Origin of the sequence: Mucilaginibacter aquatilis (assembly GCF_009755275.1) — a bacterium.
Lineage (GTDB): Bacteria > Bacteroidota > Bacteroidia > Sphingobacteriales > Sphingobacteriaceae > Mucilaginibacter > Mucilaginibacter aquatilis.
This window is the reverse complement of record NZ_WQLA01000001.1, coordinates 575801-594161: the sequence shown is the minus strand read 5'-3', so window position 1 is coordinate 594161 and position 18361 is coordinate 575801. Positions and strand designations below refer to the sequence as shown.

11 protein-coding genes are annotated in these 18361 nt (G+C 44.9%); 8 read left to right on the top strand and 3 right to left on the bottom strand.

Features of this window, described 5'->3' with window-relative positions; genetic code table 11:
- Positions 1 to 74: 74 nt before the first annotated feature.
- From GO816_RS02840 to GO816_RS02830, 3 genes are read left to right on the top strand one after another with little or no spacing between them, the layout of a single operon-like run.
- Positions 75 to 3437 (top strand): glycosyl hydrolase, encoded by a 3363-nt coding sequence (locus tag GO816_RS02840; protein WP_157539833.1) that lies wholly within the window; start codon positions 75 to 77, stop codon positions 3435 to 3437.
- Positions 3434 to 3607 (top strand): hypothetical protein, encoded by a 174-nt coding sequence (locus GO816_RS02835; protein ID WP_157539832.1) that lies wholly within the window; start codon positions 3434 to 3436, stop codon positions 3605 to 3607. The genes GO816_RS02840 and GO816_RS02835 overlap by 4 nt, the downstream gene beginning before the upstream one ends.
- Positions 3608 to 3663: 56 nt before the next feature.
- Entirely contained in the window at positions 3664 to 5706 is a 2043-nt protein-coding gene (locus GO816_RS02830) for an aceric acid hydrolase (RefSeq protein WP_157539831.1), read from the top strand.
- A 714-nt stretch (positions 5707 to 6420) separates the two neighbouring features.
- Here GO816_RS02830 and GO816_RS02825 read toward each other — a convergent pair.
- The 3 genes from GO816_RS02825 to GO816_RS02815 are packed head-to-tail and all read right to left on the bottom strand — an operon-like array spanning position 6421 to position 11216.
- Positions 6421 to 8736 (bottom strand): DUF5703 domain-containing protein, encoded by a 2316-nt coding sequence (locus tag GO816_RS02825; RefSeq protein WP_157539830.1) that lies wholly within the window; start codon positions 8734 to 8736, stop codon positions 6421 to 6423.
- A gap of 1 nt (position 8737) precedes the next feature.
- The gene (locus GO816_RS02820) at positions 8738 to 10162 is read right to left on the bottom strand and encodes a sialate O-acetylesterase (protein ID WP_157539829.1); all 1425 of its coding nucleotides are present in this window, start codon (positions 10160 to 10162) and stop codon (positions 8738 to 8740) included.
- A 19-nt stretch (positions 10163 to 10181) separates the two neighbouring features.
- A complete protein-coding gene (locus GO816_RS02815) occupies positions 10182 to 11216 on the bottom strand; it encodes a GntR family transcriptional regulator (RefSeq protein WP_157539828.1) in 1035 nt (344 codons plus the stop codon).
- A gap of 362 nt (positions 11217 to 11578) precedes the next feature.
- Between GO816_RS02815 and rhaT the strand changes: the two genes are divergently transcribed.
- From rhaT to GO816_RS02790, 5 genes are all read left to right on the top strand, one after another.
- Entirely contained in the window at positions 11579 to 12661 is a 1083-nt protein-coding gene (rhaT, locus tag GO816_RS02810) for an L-rhamnose/proton symporter RhaT (protein WP_157539827.1), read from the top strand.
- Between the two features lie 34 nt (positions 12662 to 12695).
- Positions 12696 to 14816, top strand: coding sequence for a bifunctional aldolase/short-chain dehydrogenase (locus GO816_RS02805; protein ID WP_157539826.1), 2121 nt, complete (start codon positions 12696 to 12698; stop codon positions 14814 to 14816).
- A 92-nt stretch (positions 14817 to 14908) separates the two neighbouring features.
- The gene (locus GO816_RS02800; RefSeq protein ID WP_157539825.1) at positions 14909 to 16183 is read left to right on the top strand and encodes a TIM barrel protein; all 1275 of its coding nucleotides are present in this window, start codon (positions 14909 to 14911) and stop codon (positions 16181 to 16183) included.
- Positions 16184 to 16191: 8 nt separating this feature from the next.
- A complete protein-coding gene (locus GO816_RS02795; protein ID WP_157539824.1) occupies positions 16192 to 17577 on the top strand; it encodes an FGGY-family carbohydrate kinase in 1386 nt (461 codons plus the stop codon).
- A gap of 40 nt (positions 17578 to 17617) precedes the next feature.
- Positions 17618 to 18352 carry a (Fe-S)-binding protein gene (locus GO816_RS02790; RefSeq protein WP_157539823.1) on the top strand — a complete coding sequence of 245 codons (735 nt, stop codon included), beginning with the start codon at positions 17618 to 17620 and terminating at the stop codon, positions 18350 to 18352.
- The last annotated feature ends 9 nt before the right edge of the window (positions 18353 to 18361 follow it).

The following is an 18361-nucleotide window of genomic DNA, read 5'->3' as shown; positions in this document are numbered from 1 at the left end:
GCTAATAAGCTTGCAATGCAAATAGGATCTCTCACTATCGTTCGAGATGACAGGTGGCTAATAGAATAATAATCATGAAGAAACTCACAAAATATTTATTAATTGGCTGCGTAGGCCTGAGTTCTTCCGTGCATACAGCAATAGGTCAAACAGTCGGCAAAACCACCCAGCGACCCGATCTTGAAAAAATATTCAGAAATCCGCCGTACGCTGCAAAATCGTGGGCTATATGGTATTGGATGCAGGCATCGGCAAGTAAGGCTGGTATAACAGCCGATTTAGAGGCCATGAAGAATGCCGGTTTGGGTGGTGCCTATTTAATGACTATTAAAGGCGTTGCCAACCCGCCTTACATAACGCCGCCTGTTGAACAGCTTTCGCCCTTATGGTGGGATATGGTGAAGTTCTCGATGCAGGAGGCCGACCGCTTAGGCTTGAAAATGGGGATGCACGTGAGCGATGGGTTTGCATTGGCCGGTGGTCCGTGGATTACCCCCGAACTGTCGATGCAGAAAGTAGTGTTCAGCAAAACCATGGTGAGCGGTGGTACGAAATTTAACGATACGCTCCAACGCCCCGAGAGCTACAAAGGCTATTATAAAGATATATCGGTGCTGGCTTACCCGTCGCCTGTGGGTGCGGGAATAAGCAGCAATACGGTTAAGCCTAAGGTAACAACCAGTTTGCCTAGTACAGATGTGCAGTTTTTAGCCGAGGCAGGCAACAAAAAAACCTTTGCCACTACCGATTCCTGCTGGGTTCAACTGGAATTTGCCAAGCCTTTTTTGTGCCGTTCACTGGTGGTGCATACGGCATCGCCTAATTACCAGGCGCAACGTTTACGCATTGAGGTGAGTGATGATGGTAAAGTGTTTCGTAAGGCCGGGCATTTGCTGCCGCCGCGCCATGGCTGGCAGGACGCCGGGATTGATGTTACGCATGCAATTACGCCAACCACGGCAAAATACTTCAGGTTTTATTATAACCGCGAAGGTTCGGAACCAGGAGCAGAGGATTTGGATTTTGCTAAGTGGAAGCAATCGCTTAAAATAACGGGTATTGAGTTATCGTCTGACCCGCGCATTAGTCAATTCGAAGGCAAAACCGGCGAGGTTTGGCGCGTGAGTAAAAATACCACGGCTGAGCAGTTGCCTGCCGAATTGTGTATCAATAAAGATAAAATTATCGACCTTACGGATAAGCTGGACGCCAGCGGTAGGTTAAACTGGAAAGCGCCTGCCGGTAACTGGACCATTTTACGCATAGGCCATACTTCGACAGGGCATACCAATGCCACGGGTGGAAAAGGCGCTGGCTTAGAGTGCGATAAGTTTAACCCGGTAGCCGTTAAAATGCAGTTTGATAACTGGTATGGCGAGGCTTGGAAACAGATTGGTCCTGAATTAGCAAGCCGCGTATTAAAGGTTTTCCATATGGATAGCTGGGAATGTGGCAGTCAAAACTGGTCGGCCGGGTTTGCCCAGGAGTTTAAGCAGCGCCGGGGGTATGATTTGATGGCTTACCTACCTGTAATGGCGGGCGTGCCAGTGGAAAGCGCGGCAAAATCAGAACAGGTACTGGCCGATGTGCGCCAAACTATAGCCGAGCTTATTGTAGATAAATTTTATGTTACGCTGGCTAACCTGGCGCATCAAAAAGGTTGCACATTTACAGCCGAAAGCGTTGCACCAACCATGGTGAGCGATGGCCTGCTGCATTACAATATAGCCGATGTAACCATGGGCGAATTTTGGTTAAACAGCCCAACACATGATAAGCCCAATGATATGTTGGATGCTATTTCGGGCGGGCACATTTACGGTAAAAATATTATACAGTCTGAATCATATACCGAGTTACGTACCATGTGGAATGAGCATCCGAGTATGCTTAAGGCTTTGGGCGACCGTAACCTGGCGTTGGGTATTAACAAAATTGATTACCATGTAAACATGCACAACCCATGGATTGACCGCAAACCCGGTATGACCCTGGATGGTATTGGCCTGTTTATGCAGCGCGACCAAACCTGGTACAAACCCGGCCGTGCATGGGTTGAATACGTGAACCGTTGCCAGGCGTTGTTGCAACAAGGACACCCGGTTACCGATATTGCCGTATTTACCGGCGAGGAAACCCCGCGCCGTTCGTTACTGCCAGATAGATTAATACCTACACTGCCGGGGCTCTTTGGTGCCGAAAGAGTTGCCCGCGAGAAAGAGCGTTTGGCTAACAAAGGTTTGCCTATGCGCACTATTCCTATTGGGGTAAACAGCAGCTCTAACATGCTGGGTTCCGAGGACTTGATTGATCCGCTGCGTGGCTATAAGTATGACTCGTTTAACCTTGATGCGCTGATGCGTTTAGCCAAAGTGAACAATGGCCGTGTTGAACTGCCCGGCGGCGCCAGTTACAAGGTGCTGGTTATACCTGGCAGTACGCAAATGTTGCCTAACGGTGCAGTACGATCGGCTGCGGTGGTTAACAAGTTAAACCAGTTGATAGCCGATGGTGCTACCATTATTTATCACCCGGAGACAGGGCCGGCGTTAAAGCAAAGCGGAAAAGGAAAATTGATTATTGGCCAATATCAGCAACCCGACTTTAGCAGTATTGGTTTAGTAAAAGATTTTGTGGCTACCGAAAAGGGTAGGGCTGCCGATAGTGTTGCATGGACTCACCGTTCGGGAGGTGATTTTGAAGTTTATTTTATTTCAAACCAGTTAAGCGCTAAACGCAAGTTAGAGGTGTCGCTGCGTTTAAGCAACCAAAAACCGGAATTATTTGATCCATTAACCGGCGAAACTTTTGAAGCACAGGGCTGGAAGATAGAAAATAGCCGTATATTAGTTCCTGTGGAATTGGAAGCAGGCGGGGCGGTATTTGTGGTGTTGCGTACGCCAACTAAATCTTTAGCAAATGCGGTAAAGACTAAACCTGCCGTACAAAACGTTCAAACTTTATCAACGGCCTGGACAGTTAGCTTTGATCCAAAATTAGGCGGGCCAAAAGCACCTGTAAAGTGGAACGCTTTGCAAGACTGGAGCCTCTCGGCCGATTCAACCATCCGTTATTACTCGGGAACTGCTGTTTATACACAAAACTTTAATTGGAAGGCTAATGCTAAACCAGGCGAAAGTGTGTGGCTAAATTTAGGCAGGGTAGATAACCTTGCCGAGGTGATTGTAAATGGCGTGCCTTGCGGTGTGGCCTGGACAGCGCCTTACCGGGTAGATATCACAAAAGCTCTTAAACCGGGCAAAAACGAAATTAAAATAGAAGTAACCAACACCTGGGCCAACCGCTTAATGGGCGATCATCGTTTGCCTAAAGAAAAGCAGATAACCTGGACCAACGCGCCTTACCGTTTAGAAGGCAAACCGTTGCTGCCCGCAGGTTTGATGGGGCCGGTGGTTTTGGAGAAGGTTTGGAGATGATGCAAGCCTCTCATGCCGAATCAGGTGCAGTTTGCGTTAGGGATAGTAGCGTAAAGCCCGGAGTGCAGCGACAGCGAAACGAGGACTTGCAGCGGATAGCCCGGGCCGGAGGCAACGCCCTGATTGGATTAATAGTTATTGAGTTGGTAAACGTTATCCGAGGTTTTTGAAAATTTGGAGATATTATGTCGCTAGTTTAAGACTACCGACAACATAATTGTAAATAATGATGATGAAGAGTCTGACTAAAATAAAGTGTGTAATTGCGTTACTTGCTTTTACAGGTACGCAAGCCATGGCACAAAGTAAAGCGTTGGTTAATACCTCGCAAAGTAAGTACGCCAAGCTGGGCAGTTTGGATATGGGCAACGTGGCCTGGACCAAAGGCTTTTGGGCCGATCGTTTCCAGGTGTGCCGTGATACCATGATACCTAATCTGTGGAAGGTATATACTGACCCAAACGTAAGCCATGCTTTTAAAAACTTTGAAATAGCTGCCGGATTGGATACGGGTTCGCACTCAGGTCCACCGTTTCATGACGGCGATTTTTACAAGTTGTTTGAGGCTGTGGCCAGTATGTATACTGTTACTAAAGACCCAAAGCTGGATGCGCTGATGGACAAAACCATTGCTGTTATTGCCAAAGCACAACGTGCGGATGGATATATACATACGCCAACCATTATAGCGCAGCATAACGACCCTAAAAATGCCAAGGCTTTTGCTGATAGGCTGAACTTTGAAACATACAACTTAGGCCACTTAATGACAGCCGGTTGTATTCATTACCGTGCTACGGGCAAAAAAACGTTATTAAACGTGGCTATCAAAGCTACCGACTACCTGTACAATTTCTATAAAAAAGCATCGCCAGAATTGGCAAGGAATGCCATTTGTCCGTCGCACTATATGGGTGTGGTAGAGATGTACCGTACTACTCGCGATCCTAAATATCTGGAGCTGTCTAAAAACCTGATAGACATTCGTGGTTTGATGAAAGACGGAACTGACGATAACCAGGATCGTATACCATTTCGCCAGCAAACTAAGGTAATGGGTCATGCCGTGCGTGCCAACTACCTGTTTGCAGGTGCCGCCGATGTTTATGCCGAAACAGGCGATCAATCTATAAAAGACGTATTAGACCTGATGTGGAACGATGTGGTAACCCGCAAAATGTATGTTACCGGAGGTTGCGGTGCGCTGTATGATGGTGTATCTCCCGATGGAACATCATATCAGCCTACTGATGTGCAAAAGGTACACCAGGCTTACGGCCGCGATTACCAGTTGCCTAACTTTACATCGCATAACGAAACCTGTGCCAACATTGGCAACGTACTTTGGAACTGGCGCATGCTACAGGCTACCGGCAAGGCGCAATATGCCGATGTAATGGAACTTGCTTTGTACAACAGCGTACTATCGGGTATTAGCTTAAACGGTAAAAACTTTTTGTACACTAACCCTATGAGTTTTTCTGACGATTTGCCGTTTAATCAGCGCTGGTCTAAAGACAGGGTGCCATACATTAAACTATCAAATTGCTGCCCGCCAAACGTAGTGCGTACCATTGCCGAGGTGAGCGATTATGCTTACAGCGTGTCAGACAAAGGCTTGTACTTTAACCTGTACGGTGGCAATGCGTTAAACACTGTTTTAAAAGATGGCTCGAAACTGAAACTAAATGAGGTTACCGAATACCCTTGGGATGGTAAGGTGAGTATCATGTTAGAGCAAGCGCCTAAAAATGCATATTCGGTGTTTTTAAGAATACCGGGTTGGTGCAAAGGTGCTTCATTGTCGATCAATGGTCAGGCGGTAAATACCCCGCTTGTTACCGGCGAGTATGCAGAAGTTAACCGTAAATGGAAAGCCGGTGATAAAATTGAATTGAACCTGCCTATGCCGGTACAGTTACTGGAATCGAACCCCTTAGTAGAAGAAACCCGTAACCAGGTGGCTGTAAAACGCGGCCCGGTGGTATACTGCCTCGAATCGGCCGATTTGGCAAAGGGACAAAAAGTATTTAACGTGGCTATACCTGTTAAAAACAACCTTAAGCCAGAGTTAATTAAGATAGAGAACAGCCCCATCATGAGCCTTACCGGCCAGGCTGATCTACTGAATGAAAACAGCTGGAAAAACACGCTGTATCGCGAAATTGGTACCAACAGTTCCAAAGTTAATGTGCGTTTAATACCATATTACGCCTGGGGTAACCGTGGCCATGTGGATATGGCTACATGGTTACCGGTAGATAGGTAGGCACTACTTTGTTTTAATTTATAGTTGATGTCATTTCGACGTTAGGAGAAATCTTAGACGCTTAGGTCATTTAAGGTTTTTTCCTTAGTCGAGATGGCATTTTTGTATTAGAAAGCGGTATAGCATAATTCATTAGCTGATCGCTTCGGTACCGCTCATTGCCGCGGGGGCTATTACTTTTTGTCTTGAAACAAAAAGTAACAAAAAATTCAAGCCACAACAATCCCTGCCACCCCACGGGCAGCTCCCGGCCGGGTGTTGTGGCAGGCCACCGCTCTTTCTAAGAATTGCATTGACAATCAATTCCGGTTCAGATAATTTTTCGTCACCTCCCAGCTTCGGGGCGAAAGCGGGGCAGCACTGATGGCTTGTGCGGCTGGCAAGGGCCTCTTAGATTTTGCTGAAGCGTGGTCAATGCGGGAACGAAGTGGGGTAAAAGCTAAGCAGCCCGTGGTGTTGCCCGGCTTTGCAGCGCAGGCCTTGTGCGACAACGAAGCATAGGGAGGTGACTTGATTTTTGGTTCTTTTTATCAAGAAAAAGAACAAGGAGCCCCCGCGGCTCAGAAGCGGTAGATAAGCGAAAAGTTGACGAATGGCACAAGTGACTGCTTGCACCAGGAAGCGGCGATCCTATTGCATTAAACCTTGCATATGGAGATTGCCATGCTATCGCTCGCAATGACACATTGAAGATAGAGAAATAGATAGTAGTTATTACTTTAACATATTCACCACATCACCCTTCCTACTCTCCGGCCAAACTTTTAAGTCAACCAGTTTACCGGCTTTAACCGTAGCTTCAACTATAGTTTCATAAGGTGCATGCAGTTTAAAATGCACATCCCAGTTTTTGGGCCATGCGGGGAAGAGCATGATCTTTTTGCCATCGGTTTGCAGGAGCATTTCCTGAACGCCAATCATGCCTGAGCCTCCCCAGTTATGGTCGGGTGTCCAGTCGAAACCCGGGCCCCAAAAGGCCGGGAAACGACGGCCGGAATCTTTAAGTTTAAAGATACTAAGTTTGGCGGCTTCATCGGTTAAGCCCAGGCGGGCGGCAAAAATGTTATCCTGCTTCCAGCCTACACCGCTACGGAACTTTACAGCAAGGGTGTCATACTTCCAGGTGTTGAGGGCTACATCAATGTCGGGCTTGCCTACGCCGTAAATTCCCCATGGAAATATGGGGTAAAACTGCATGTTTTCTGTATTGTTAACGCGTTCCCAAGCTTGTGCAGGGGCAATGGTTTTATGGCCGTTTACCTCACGGAAACTGATAGGAGGGATTCGGCTGAGCATCAGGTTCCAGTTCTTTTTTTGCTCGTTGGTTAAGTAGCCGTCAGGAAGATCAAGTAAACGCTTAAGTACGGTTTGCAGGGCGGCAATGGTAGAGTTGGCATTATAAGCCATCTTAAACGTTTCACCTGCCGAACCGGGGTAAAGTACCAGTTTGCCTGCACCATCAAAGGCTTTGCTGCCACGGTTACGAGCTAAGTATTGGTAGTGCTCATTAAAGAAAGTAAGACAGCTTTCAATAAAGGGAATGTACTGTTTAACGTCGTTGCCGGTGTAACGCTCGGTTTCGAGCATCATATAGCAAAACTCAAGCACCGTGTCCCATTCATATTCCAGCCAGGCGTTATACTCCATGCCTTTGTCATAACCGGCAGGGCGTTTCCAGCCGTACTCAGTAACGTTGGGCAGGCCAAAGTTTTCCAGTTGCTCAGTAAAGCTAGCTCCGGCGTGGTTCCAGTAGGTTTGGCTGCGTAGCTCGGCATTTTTGAGCGTGCGAAGGTAAAAGTCAAACTGCGGCTTCATGAGGTCAAAGTCGCCGTTTTTGAGCATAGGGAAGTATACCAGCCGCTGGTTTTGAGCGGTCATTAGGCCGCCACCCCAAAGGCGAAAGTCGGGCGTGAATTTAGAGGCAGTATCGGTAAAATTCGGATCATACGTAAACAAGCCACCGTTAAATTTGGTAGGATATTGCCCAAATGCGTTGCATCCTAACATATAGCGAAACAACTGATAATTGCGCCCTGCCTGCCAGGCTTCCGTTTGCACCGAATCGGAATTTATATGTATAAAACTGCGGTTCCAATATTGTCTCCACCAATTTTGGGTATTTAACTCGGCTTTCCGGGCCAATTGTGCTTCTTTAATTACCTGCTGCAATCCGGCTTGCCATTGGTTTAGGGCAGGTACTTGTGCGGTATGCAGGTAAAGCTCGATGCTTTGTTTTTTGGAGGGCGATTTACTTTGCAATCTCCAGCCCTTAAATGGTGTGTGGTAAAGTGTGCCCGAATACGTTCCGGCTGCAACCATGCCTTTGCCCTGCAGGTTACCACCAAATGTTAGCTGCTTTAGCGGATTGAACATTTGAGTTTTTACACCTTCCATGCCCTCGTGGGCTACCGTTGCATCAAAAACGGTGGTATCGGCATTGCGATGATAAAAAACAATGCTATTGCTGTTAATAATTATCTCGTCTTTGCGGGTACGAATGTCGGGGCGGTTAGCCCATTTCCATGAGCTTTGGTTGTTTTCACGGCCCTTGGTATAGCGGTCTGCGGTTCGCCAGCTTTCATAGGCGGCTTCGGTTTTTACGGGTTGACTGCTGCTTACATCTACATGAATAACCGGACGATGCACATCAACCCAAACCTTAATATTTGCTTTCAGCTTACCGTTGCCCCCTTCAATGTTTACCGCACCGGTTTGTAGGGAAAGCTCCTGCTTAAAATCCTTGCCATCAAACGGATTAGGATACAACTTTACCCGTACGCGACCCAATTTTAAAAAGGTGTTATTCTCATCAAATGTGCCGCTTTTGGATAAGTAAAAGAAGAGTTCACCTTTTTCAACCCAAACATTCAAACCAATATCTCCACCACCACAGGGCATGCTTTCTCCTGAGTTTTGGCTTTGGGTGGTCCATACTATATTATTTTGTTTAAGCTCAGTGTTTTGAGCCCTACTTACGCCAATACAAAGCAGGAGTGTGAGGCAAAAAAGTAAATGCAAACGCTTTATCATACTACCAGTTATCGGTTCTGAATGATGATACCGGCAAGCCATCGGTGCCGTACAATTCGCCTACAACAAAATCGCGGAAGGCGTAGCGTACCGCTACAGGTTGTTTAACATGTGGTGCCGATACATTTACCGAGCTGCCATTGATCACCGCTTTGGCAGGATAGAACTTTTGATCTTTGCCTGCAATTTCAAATTGAGTTAACGGCTTGCTGTATGAGGTTAGGCCGTTTGCTACATTAGTAAACTTTATGGTGGCAACGGTATCTTTAACCGTTATCGATTCATATTCGGGGCTGGCAAAGCCGAAACCTTTTAAGTCGTATGTTTTACCCAAAGCCAGGTAGGCTAAGCGGGTTCCACCCGGTTCCTTGCGGGCGGGGTGAATGCTGAGTTGCTCGCCAATATCCATCAATACGGCCATGGCGCTATTAGGAATGGTTTTTTGCGATTTGCGCTGAGCATCCCTTAAGTAAGCCGAATTGTATTTGCCGCCTTTGTTATACGGTGGTAGCTGTGCATAATCATAAGGTGCTATTTGGGCATAATAAAAAGCAAAATCGCCTTGCCCCCAAAGCTCGCGCCAGCGTTTTACCAACGCCGGGAAAAGTGCTTCATAATTATCAGGGCGCTCGTAGTTTGATTCGCCCTGGTAATAAATGGTACCTTTAATGCCGTAACCCAAAATAGGGTGCAGCATGCCGTTATAAAGCGTAGTAGGGGTACGGCTAACCTGTTTAATGGTATCGCCTTTGGCCGGAATTTTTACTTCAGGGAAGGCCTTCAAAGTCTCCGGATCCAACCATGCTTCGGCATACGAGCCGCTGTAACTGCAATTAATTAAGCCAACCGGCACGTTGAGCATCTCGTTCAGTAATCGGCCAAAGTAATATCCGGTAGCGCTAAAGTTGCTCACAAACTCCGGACTTGCAACCCGCCACTCGGACGGCTTGCTGTTTTCCTGAACCTCGGTTACCGATGAACGTGGAACGGTATATAAACGAATGTTGTTATTTTTTGATTTGAGGATAGCTTCATTCGATCCCATGATGGGCTGGCCTTTAAACCCTTTCATCGGCATCTCCATATTTGATTGGCCGCCGCAGAGCCACACTTCGCCAATTAACACGTTATCAAGTTTGGTAATTTGTCCGTCGTTTATGGTTACAGTATAAGGACCGCCGAAAGATGGGGTGGCCACCTTCACTTTCCACTTGCCGGCATTATCGGTAACGGTTTTATATGTTTTATTGTTCCATGAGGTGGTTACGCTTACAGGCTTGCCGGGTTTATCCCATCCCCAAATGGGTACATCCATTTGTTGTTGCAGCACCATGTTGCTGGTAAAAATAGAGGCAAGTTTAACTTGCCCATTAGCCGCAACATTTAGCGCAATAAATATAATTGTCGCGAATACACTTCTTCTCATATCCCCAAAAATAGAGGATTTATAATGAAGGGCGTAATGTTAAATAAAAAGGATTTTCGATATGCTCACGGCGGTTGTTAATAATCATCTGCGCAACGCTTTCGCCCATTTTCTGAAAATCAGTGCTAATGGTAGTTAGTCCGTTCAGAATAATCTTTTTTACCGGTGTTTCATTGTACGATATAATGCCTACATCCTGCCCAATTTTAAACTGAGTTTGTAATAGTCTTTCAATCAAAACTACCACATCGTTCTCCATTAAGGTGATGTAGCATTCACCTGCGTTTATGGGTTCGTTTTGTATGTTTTTAACTACCTTATAATTGAAGGCATATTGCGTGCAAAAGTTATAAAAGCCCTTAAGTATTTCAGTTGAGTGATAGGTATGCTCAGGGAAGGTTATTTTAATTGTATGGTACTTGCTTAGGGGTTTCAACGCCTGTTCGAGGGCGTTAAAAATATCCTTTTCAAAGTTTTCATAAACTGCAGCATATTGCCCGTTTACTCCTTTAACCATTTTGTCGAGCAATATGAGCCTGTCTTTTGGGATTTTATTGATCACCTCCTGTAAGCCTTCATCACCGCCATCTAAAAAATGACTGATAATTACAAAGTGTGTATAGTCGTTATTAGCGTTTTCAATGAGCTTTTTAAAAAGCAGAAAATTGTTATCGTAGATATAAAAATCAATAGCGGCCTGTTGCTCAAGCCCGGCAATAATAGCATCGTATATAATTTTTTTATGAGTGCTAAGCTTGTTAAAAAGCAAAAATACTTTAAAACGCTGTACTGTTTCAACGCTTTTGATGTAGTAGCCTTTACCCGGTACAGACCCCAATATGCCAATTGATTTAAGGTGCTTGTATGCTTTTTCTGCAGTATCGCGCGATATTTCGAAATTGTAGTTAAGCTCATTGATGGATGGCAGCGTGTCGTTTTTACTTAAACGTCCGTCTCGTACGGCTTTGGCTATGGAGTTGGCCAGTTGCAGGTACTTGGGCGTTGAAGAATAATAATCAATTTCAATGTATTCTAAAAACGAAATTGGTTTCATGTACAAACTATTGCTACGAGTAGTTAACAAGGCATTGGCGGCCTTATAACAGGTTTATAAAATTTAAGTTTGAGCAGGTTTGGTGTGTTGTAAGCGCGGTTTAATAATGAGTACTAAAGCAGCCACAACAGCTTTGCCCACAAGGTAATCACATTTGCCGATATTGACATTTTTATTGTATAAAATTGTCTAATTAATACTTGGTTTAGGTTATTAACAGGTTAATAAAGTATTATTGTAAAAGCTACCTTATGTTGAAGCAAGCATCATTACGGCCAAAAATAACCATGACAGTGCATGATAGCTGTGTAGGTCAGCTTTTCTACTTTCGCTACCAACCAATTATAATATAATTTATCAGAATGCAGGCAATTTTAGGCGTTATTTTTCACTTTATAGGGGGCTTTGCATCAGGCAGCTTCTACATTCCTTATAAAAAGGTTAAAGGCTGGGCGTGGGAGAGTTTCTGGATAGTGGGAGGATTGTTTTCATGGTTAATTGTGCCACCATTGGCAGCCTGGTTAACCATTCCCAACTTTGTTGAAATTATTAAACAAACCAACGGCGGTATATTAGGCCTAACCTACTTCTTTGGCCTGCTTTGGGGTATTGGTGGTTTAACTTATGGCTTGGGCGTGCGCTACTTAGGTGTAGCATTGGGTAGCTCCATAATATTAGGTTTGTGTTCCATATTTGGTTCATTAATACCATCATTATATTATGAACTGTACCCGGCCGATGGTAAAGATTCCATAAGCCTTCTTATGAGTACAAACTGGGGCCAAATGGTGCTTTTGGGTATTGCGGTATGTGTACTAGGTATTGTGATATGCGGCCGTGCAGGTGTGCTAAAAGAAAAAGAACTTTCGAAAACACAGGACGTTGCCGCAACTAATACAGAATACAAGTTTGGCTTGGGTATTATACTGGCTATTATATCGGGTATATTAAGCGCTTGCTTTAATTTTGGTATTGAGGCTGGTCACAGCATGTCTGATACGGCTAACAAAATTTGGATGGCCGCTAACCCGGGCCAGGGTAATTTCTTATACCAAAACAACGTAACCTACATTGTAATACTATGGGGCGGTTTAACTACCAACCTGGTTTATTGTATGATACTTAATGCGCGCAATAAAACATTTGGCAACTACACCGATACAAAAACACCGCTGCTGGCCAATTACTTATTTTCAGCATTAGCAGGTACAACCTGGTTCCTTCAGTTTTTCTTCTACGGAATGGGTGAGAGCCGTTTAGGTAACGGGCCAAGCTCATGGATACTGCACATGGCATTCATTATTTTAATTGCCAACCTATGGGGTTTGGTTTTAAAAGAGTGGAAAGGCGTAAGCCGCAAAGCATATATAACAGTGGTTGCAGGTATTGCTACCATCATACTTTCGGTATTGATTGTAGGTTACGGTAACTCTTTAAAAGGATAATTTATTTAGAAAAGTAAAACACATTAAAATTAATATGTCTGTTAAATCAACCGAATTTAAGCACGTAAGCTATTTATGGGACGATGCCAAAGCAGCCGAACTGGCTGGTGATGAGGTAGCCCTTTTAATATATCGCTCAAACCTATTGGGCGCCGATTTACGCCTTACCAACTATGGTGGTGGTAATACTTCGTGTAAATTAATGCAAAAAGACCCGCTTACCGGTCAGGAAGTGGAAGTAATGTGGATCAAAGGTTCTGGTGGCGACATCGGTACATTGAAAAAAAGCGGCCTTGCTGCTTTATATGTTGACCGCTTACGCAGCCTTAAAAACGTATACCGTGGTGTAGAGTTTGAAGATGAAATGGTTGAACTTTTTAACCACAGCATCTATGACTTAGCTTCAAAAGCGCCATCAATTGATACACCTTTACACGGCTTTTTACCATTTGCCCACATCGACCACTTACACCCTGATGCAGCTATTGCTATTGCAGCTGCTAAAGACGGAAAAAAAATTACCGAAGAGTTATTTGGCGGTACCATTGGTTGGGTTGAATGGAAAAAACCAGGATTTGAGTTAGGCTTACAGTTAAAAGCTTGTTTAGATGCTAACCCTGGCATTCGTGGTATTATGTTAGGCTCACACGGTTTATTTACTTGGGGCGATACTGCTTACGAAAGCTACATTAACACTTTAGAGGTAATTGAGAAATGTGCTGAGTACTTAGAGCAAAACTACGGTAAAAAAGGACCTGTTTTTGCCGGACAAAAAGTACAAAGTTTAGAGGCAGAAGCTCGTAAAAAACAAGCTGTTGCTTTAGCACCAATTTTACGTGGCTTTTGCTCAAGCGAGCGCAACATGATCGGTCATTTTACCGATGATGCTCGCGTTTTAGAGTTTATCAACTCCAACGATTTAGAGCGTTTGGCACCACTGGGTACCAGCTGTCCCGATCACTTCCTGCGCACCAAAATCAGCCCGTTAGTACTTGATTTAGCACCTGACGCTGATTTGAGTGATGTTGAAGGCCTGAAAGCTAAATTAGCACCTGCATTTGAGGCTTACCGCCAAATGTACACCGATTATTACAACACTTGCAAACACGATAATAGCCCTGCCATTCGCGATACCAACCCGGTAATCATTCTTTACCCTGGTGTAGGTATGTTCAGCTTCTCAAAAGATAAGCAAACTGCCCGTGTAGCTGCCGAGTTTTATACCAACGCTATCAACGTAATGAAAGGTGCCGAGGCTATCTCTGAGTACACTTCATTGCCACGTCAGGAAGCGTTTGATATTGAGTACTGGTTACTTGAAGAAGCCAAACTACAGCGCATGCCTAAGCCAAAAGCTTTAAGCGGTCGTATTGCCTTAATTACCGGTAGTGCCGGTGGTATTGGTAAAGCTATTGCCAAAAAGTTTGTTGAAGAAGGTGCTGTTGTTATTTTGAACGACATGAACGCTGAGCGTTTAGAAGGTGCCGGTGAGGAGTTTAAAGCTGCTTACGGTAAAGATTCATACGCTACTGCGGTTATGGACGTTACCAGCGCCGATCAAATTCAGGGTGCTATGGATGTAGCAGCCTTAAACTTTGGCGGTGTTGACTTAATTGTGAACAACGCAGGTTTATCAATCTCTAAAACCATTGCCGACCATACCGAAAAAGACTGGGACCTGTTATATGATGTATTGGTTAAAGGCCAGTTCTTTGTAACCCAGGCTGCTGTTGCCGTAATGAAAAAACAAGCCATTGGTGGTGATGTAATTAACATTGTGAGCAAAAACGCCCTGGTAAGCGGACCAAACAATGCCGGTTATGGTAGCGCTAAAGCCGCCCAGTTACACCTGAGCCGTTTAAATGCAGCTGAGTTAGGTCCTGATAAAATACGTGTTAACGTGGTTAACCCCGATGCCGTTATCAGCGATAGCAACATTTGGGCTGGCGGATGGGCCGAAGGCCGTGCAAAGGCTTACGGTATCACTGTTGCTGAGCTGCCTGCTTACTACGCAAAACGTACCTTACTAAACGAAATTATTTTACCAGTAGACATTGCCAACGCTTGTTTTGCCATCACCGGCGGCCTGTTAGGTAAATCAACAGGTAACGTAATTAACGTTGACGGAGGTGTTGCTGCCGGTTTTGTAAGATAGATATTAAGTTTATGGTTCATAGTTGATGGTTCATGGGCAAAAGCCAAATCATTACTATGAACCATGATCTATTAACCATTAACTACTAAATTATGCAAATAGAAAAATATAAAATTGATGAGTTAAATCATCAGGCCAGCGGCAAACATCAGCGTGCGTTTGAGTACGTTGCTGCCGATGTTAAAGATCTGGATAGTGTACTAGCTAAATTGGAGGCTTTCAACGTAGCTATTCCAAGCTGGGCTTTAGGTACCGGTGGTACACGTTTCGGCCGTTTTTCGGGCGGTGGTGAGCCCCGTAGCCTCGAAGAAAAAATTGAGGACGTAGGCGCTATCCAGGCATTAAACAAATCAAGTAATTCTATCTCCCTGCATATTCCATGGGATATTCCATCAAACGCCGATGCCATTAAAGCAGCAGCTGCTCATCATGGTTTACGTTTTGATGCGGTTAACTCTAATACTTTTCAGGATCAGAAAGACCAGCAGCACAGCTTTAAATACGGTTCATTACATCACGTTGATAAAGCCGTGCGCAAGCAAGCGGTAGAACACAATATCGAGGTGATAAAATATGGCATTGAATTAGGTTCAAATGCCTTGTCAGTATGGTTGGCCGATGGTTCAAACTTCCCCGGTCAGTTAAACTTCCGTGGCGCTTTTCAAAATACATTAGAAAGCTTACAGGAAATTTACGAAGCATTGCCAGATGATTGGAAAGTATGGGTTGAATATAAACCTTATGAGCCAAACTTCTACTCGACCACTATTGGTGATTGGGGTCAATCCTTATTACTGGCTAACAAGTTAGGTCCTAAAGCATCAACACTGGTTGATTTAGGTCATCACTTGCCAAATACCAACATCGAGCAAATCGTATCGTTATTGCTGATGGAAGGTAAATTGGCCGGTTTCCACTTCAACGATTCTAAATACGGTGATGACGACTTAACCGTTGGCAGCATCAATCCATACCAACTATTCTTAATTTTTAACGAACTGGTTGAAGGTATGGACGCACGCGGCATGACTCACGCTACCGATATTGGCTGGATGATCGACGCATCGCACAATTTGAAAGACCCCATCGAAGATTTAATTCAGTCGGTTGAGGCTATCAAGATTGCTTATGCCCAGGCTTTATTGGTTGATACTGCTGCTTTAAAAGCTGCACAAGCTGCTAATGACGCTGTACAGGCACAGGAGATATTACAGGCTGCTTACCGTACCGATGTTCGCTCATTAGTGGCCGAAGCCCGCTTACGTGCAGGTGGTGCAATTGATCCTTTAGCTGCATACCGTAGCCTTGATGTACGTGGAAACTTAATTAAAGAGCGTGGCGCTAAAACTGTTGCCACCGGACTATAACATTGAACATGACGCCAACACCCGTAATAGCCGTATTTGATGTAGGCAAGACCAACAAAAAGTTGTTTTTGTTTAACGAAGATTATAAGATCGTTTACGAAAAATCGGCCCGCTTTAACGAAACGGCCGACGAGGATGGCGACCCTTGTGAGAATATTGATAGTTTACGACTTTCGGTTTTCGATTCCTTGCGCGAGATTTTCAAGCGCAAGGAATTTGATGTGAAGGCCGTGAACTTTTCATCGTACGGTGCGAGTTTTGTGTATGTTGACGAGGATGGCGCACCGTTAACCCCGCTCTATAACTACCTTAAAACTTACCCCGACGAGCTGCACAAGCAGTTTTATGAAACTTATGGGGGCGAGTCTACTGTGGCCCGTCAAACGTCATCACCCGTGTTGGGCAGTTTGAACTCAGGCTTGCAGCTTTATCGTTTAAAACATGAACAACCCGAAATTTTTAGCCGGGTTAAATATGCCTTGCATTTGCCGCAATACTTAAGCTATTTAATTAGTGGACAAATGTTTAGTGATGTTACCAGCATTGGCTGTCACACTAGTTTGTGGGATTTTGAAAGAAATAGTTATCATGATTGGGTAGTAAAGGAAGGACTTGATGAAAAGCTGGCTCCGGTACGTAATGCCGATGCAGTGATGCCGGCTGCGTTTCCAGGCAACAGCTATAGTGTTGGTATTGGTTTGCACGATAGCTCATCGGCACTTATCCCTTACCTGGTAAGCTTTACCGAGCCGTTTGTATTGCTTTCAACCGGTACCTGGACAATAACACTGAATCCTTTCGATCATTCTCCGTTAACAGACGAGGAACTGAAGAACGACTGCCTTAATTACATTCAGTATAAGGGCCAGCCGGTTAAAGCTTCACGTTTGTTTGCGGGCTATGAGTACGAGCAGCAAGTAAAACGGATTGCTGCGCACTATAACCAAAACACTGCGCATTACCGTACAATTAGATTTGATGCCGACATTGTAGCCAAACTATTAGCGCAGGAAACTGTTAAGAAGACCGGAGCTACAAGTTTACAAGCATCTGTGTTTGGTCAGCGTGATTTAAGCACCTTTGCAAATGAAGAGGAAGCTTATCACCGTCTGATGATGGACATTGTTGATCAGCAAAAAATATCGACCGGTTATGTTTTAAAAGACAACTCGGTTAAGCGTATATTTGTTGATGGAGGGTTTAGCAAGAATGCGGTTTATATGCACTTGTTGGCCGCAGCATTCCCTCACACCGAGGTGTCTGCCGCTTCTATGGCTCAGGCTACTGCCGTTGGCGCAGCTTTAGCCATTCACAAGGCCTGGAACTCTAAACCCTTGCCACACGACTTGCTCGAGCTGAAGTTTTACTCAGTTACGCAAGGCATTACAACGTAATTTAGTTATACACAATATAAAAACAGAATAGGAGCGATAGATGCGTGTAGGTTTATTTGTACCGTGTTATGTCGATCAGTTTTACCCTGGTGCGGCCATTGCAACCCTGCAATTGCTCGAAAAGCTTGGCGTAGACGTGGTATATCCCAAAAACCAAACCTGTTGCGGCCAGCCAATGGCCAACTCGGGTTATGAGCACTTAACCGGCGGCTGTAACAAGCTGTTTATTGAAAACTTTCAGGGGTTCGATTATATCGTATCGCCTTCGGGAAGCTGTGTGCTGCACATTCGTGAGCATTTGCATGATGATAAACAACCCGAACTTGCTAAAGAAGTAGCGCATCAGGTTTGGGAACTCACTTCATTTTTAACCGATGTTTTGAAGGTAGAAAGCCTGCCCTCGCGTTTTCCGCACAAGGTAGGTGTACACCAAAGCTGTCACGGTCAGCGAGGATTGCATTTAAGCTCGATGACCGAGCTGGTTGCTCCTGGCTTTTCAAAACCTGGGTCGTTATTGAACATGGTGAAGGACCTGGAACTGGTAGAGCTCGACCGTAAGGATGAGTGCTGCGGTTTCGGTGGTACTTTTTGCGTGGTAGAAGAAGCCGTATCATCAAAAATGGGTAAAGACCGCGTAGCCGATCACTTACGCCAGGGCGCCGAATACATTACCGGTGCTGATATGAGCTGCCTCATGCATATGGAAGGTATTTTAAAACGCCAGGGTAGCAACGTAAAAGTGCTGCATATTGCAGAGATATTAAATAGTCAATAACCCCCTAAC

Bases quoted from the DNA above. Each gene is read 5' to 3' on its own strand.
- GO816_RS02840 (WP_157539833.1), top strand. From the start codon at position 75: ATGAAGAAACTCACAAAATATTTATTAATTGGCTGCGTAGGCCTGAGT.
- GO816_RS02835 (WP_157539832.1), top strand. From the start codon at position 3,434: ATGATGCAAGCCTCTCATGCCGAATCAGGTGCAGTTTGCGTTAGGGAT.
- GO816_RS02830 (WP_157539831.1), top strand. From the start codon at position 3,664: ATGATGATGAAGAGTCTGACTAAAATAAAGTGTGTAATTGCGTTACTT.
- GO816_RS02825 (WP_157539830.1), bottom strand. From the start codon at position 8,736: ATGATAAAGCGTTTGCATTTACTTTTTTGCCTCACACTCCTGCTTTGT.
- GO816_RS02820 (WP_157539829.1), bottom strand. From the start codon at position 10,162: ATGAGAAGAAGTGTATTCGCGACAATTATATTTATTGCGCTAAATGTT.
- GO816_RS02815 (WP_157539828.1), bottom strand. From the start codon at position 11,216: ATGAAACCAATTTCGTTTTTAGAATACATTGAAATTGATTATTATTCT.
- rhaT (WP_157539827.1), top strand. From the start codon at position 11,579: ATGCAGGCAATTTTAGGCGTTATTTTTCACTTTATAGGGGGCTTTGCA.
- GO816_RS02805 (WP_157539826.1), top strand. From the start codon at position 12,696: ATGTCTGTTAAATCAACCGAATTTAAGCACGTAAGCTATTTATGGGAC.
- GO816_RS02800 (WP_157539825.1), top strand. From the start codon at position 14,909: ATGCAAATAGAAAAATATAAAATTGATGAGTTAAATCATCAGGCCAGC.
- GO816_RS02795 (WP_157539824.1), top strand. From the start codon at position 16,192: ATGACGCCAACACCCGTAATAGCCGTATTTGATGTAGGCAAGACCAAC.
- GO816_RS02790 (WP_157539823.1), top strand. From the start codon at position 17,618: ATGCGTGTAGGTTTATTTGTACCGTGTTATGTCGATCAGTTTTACCCT.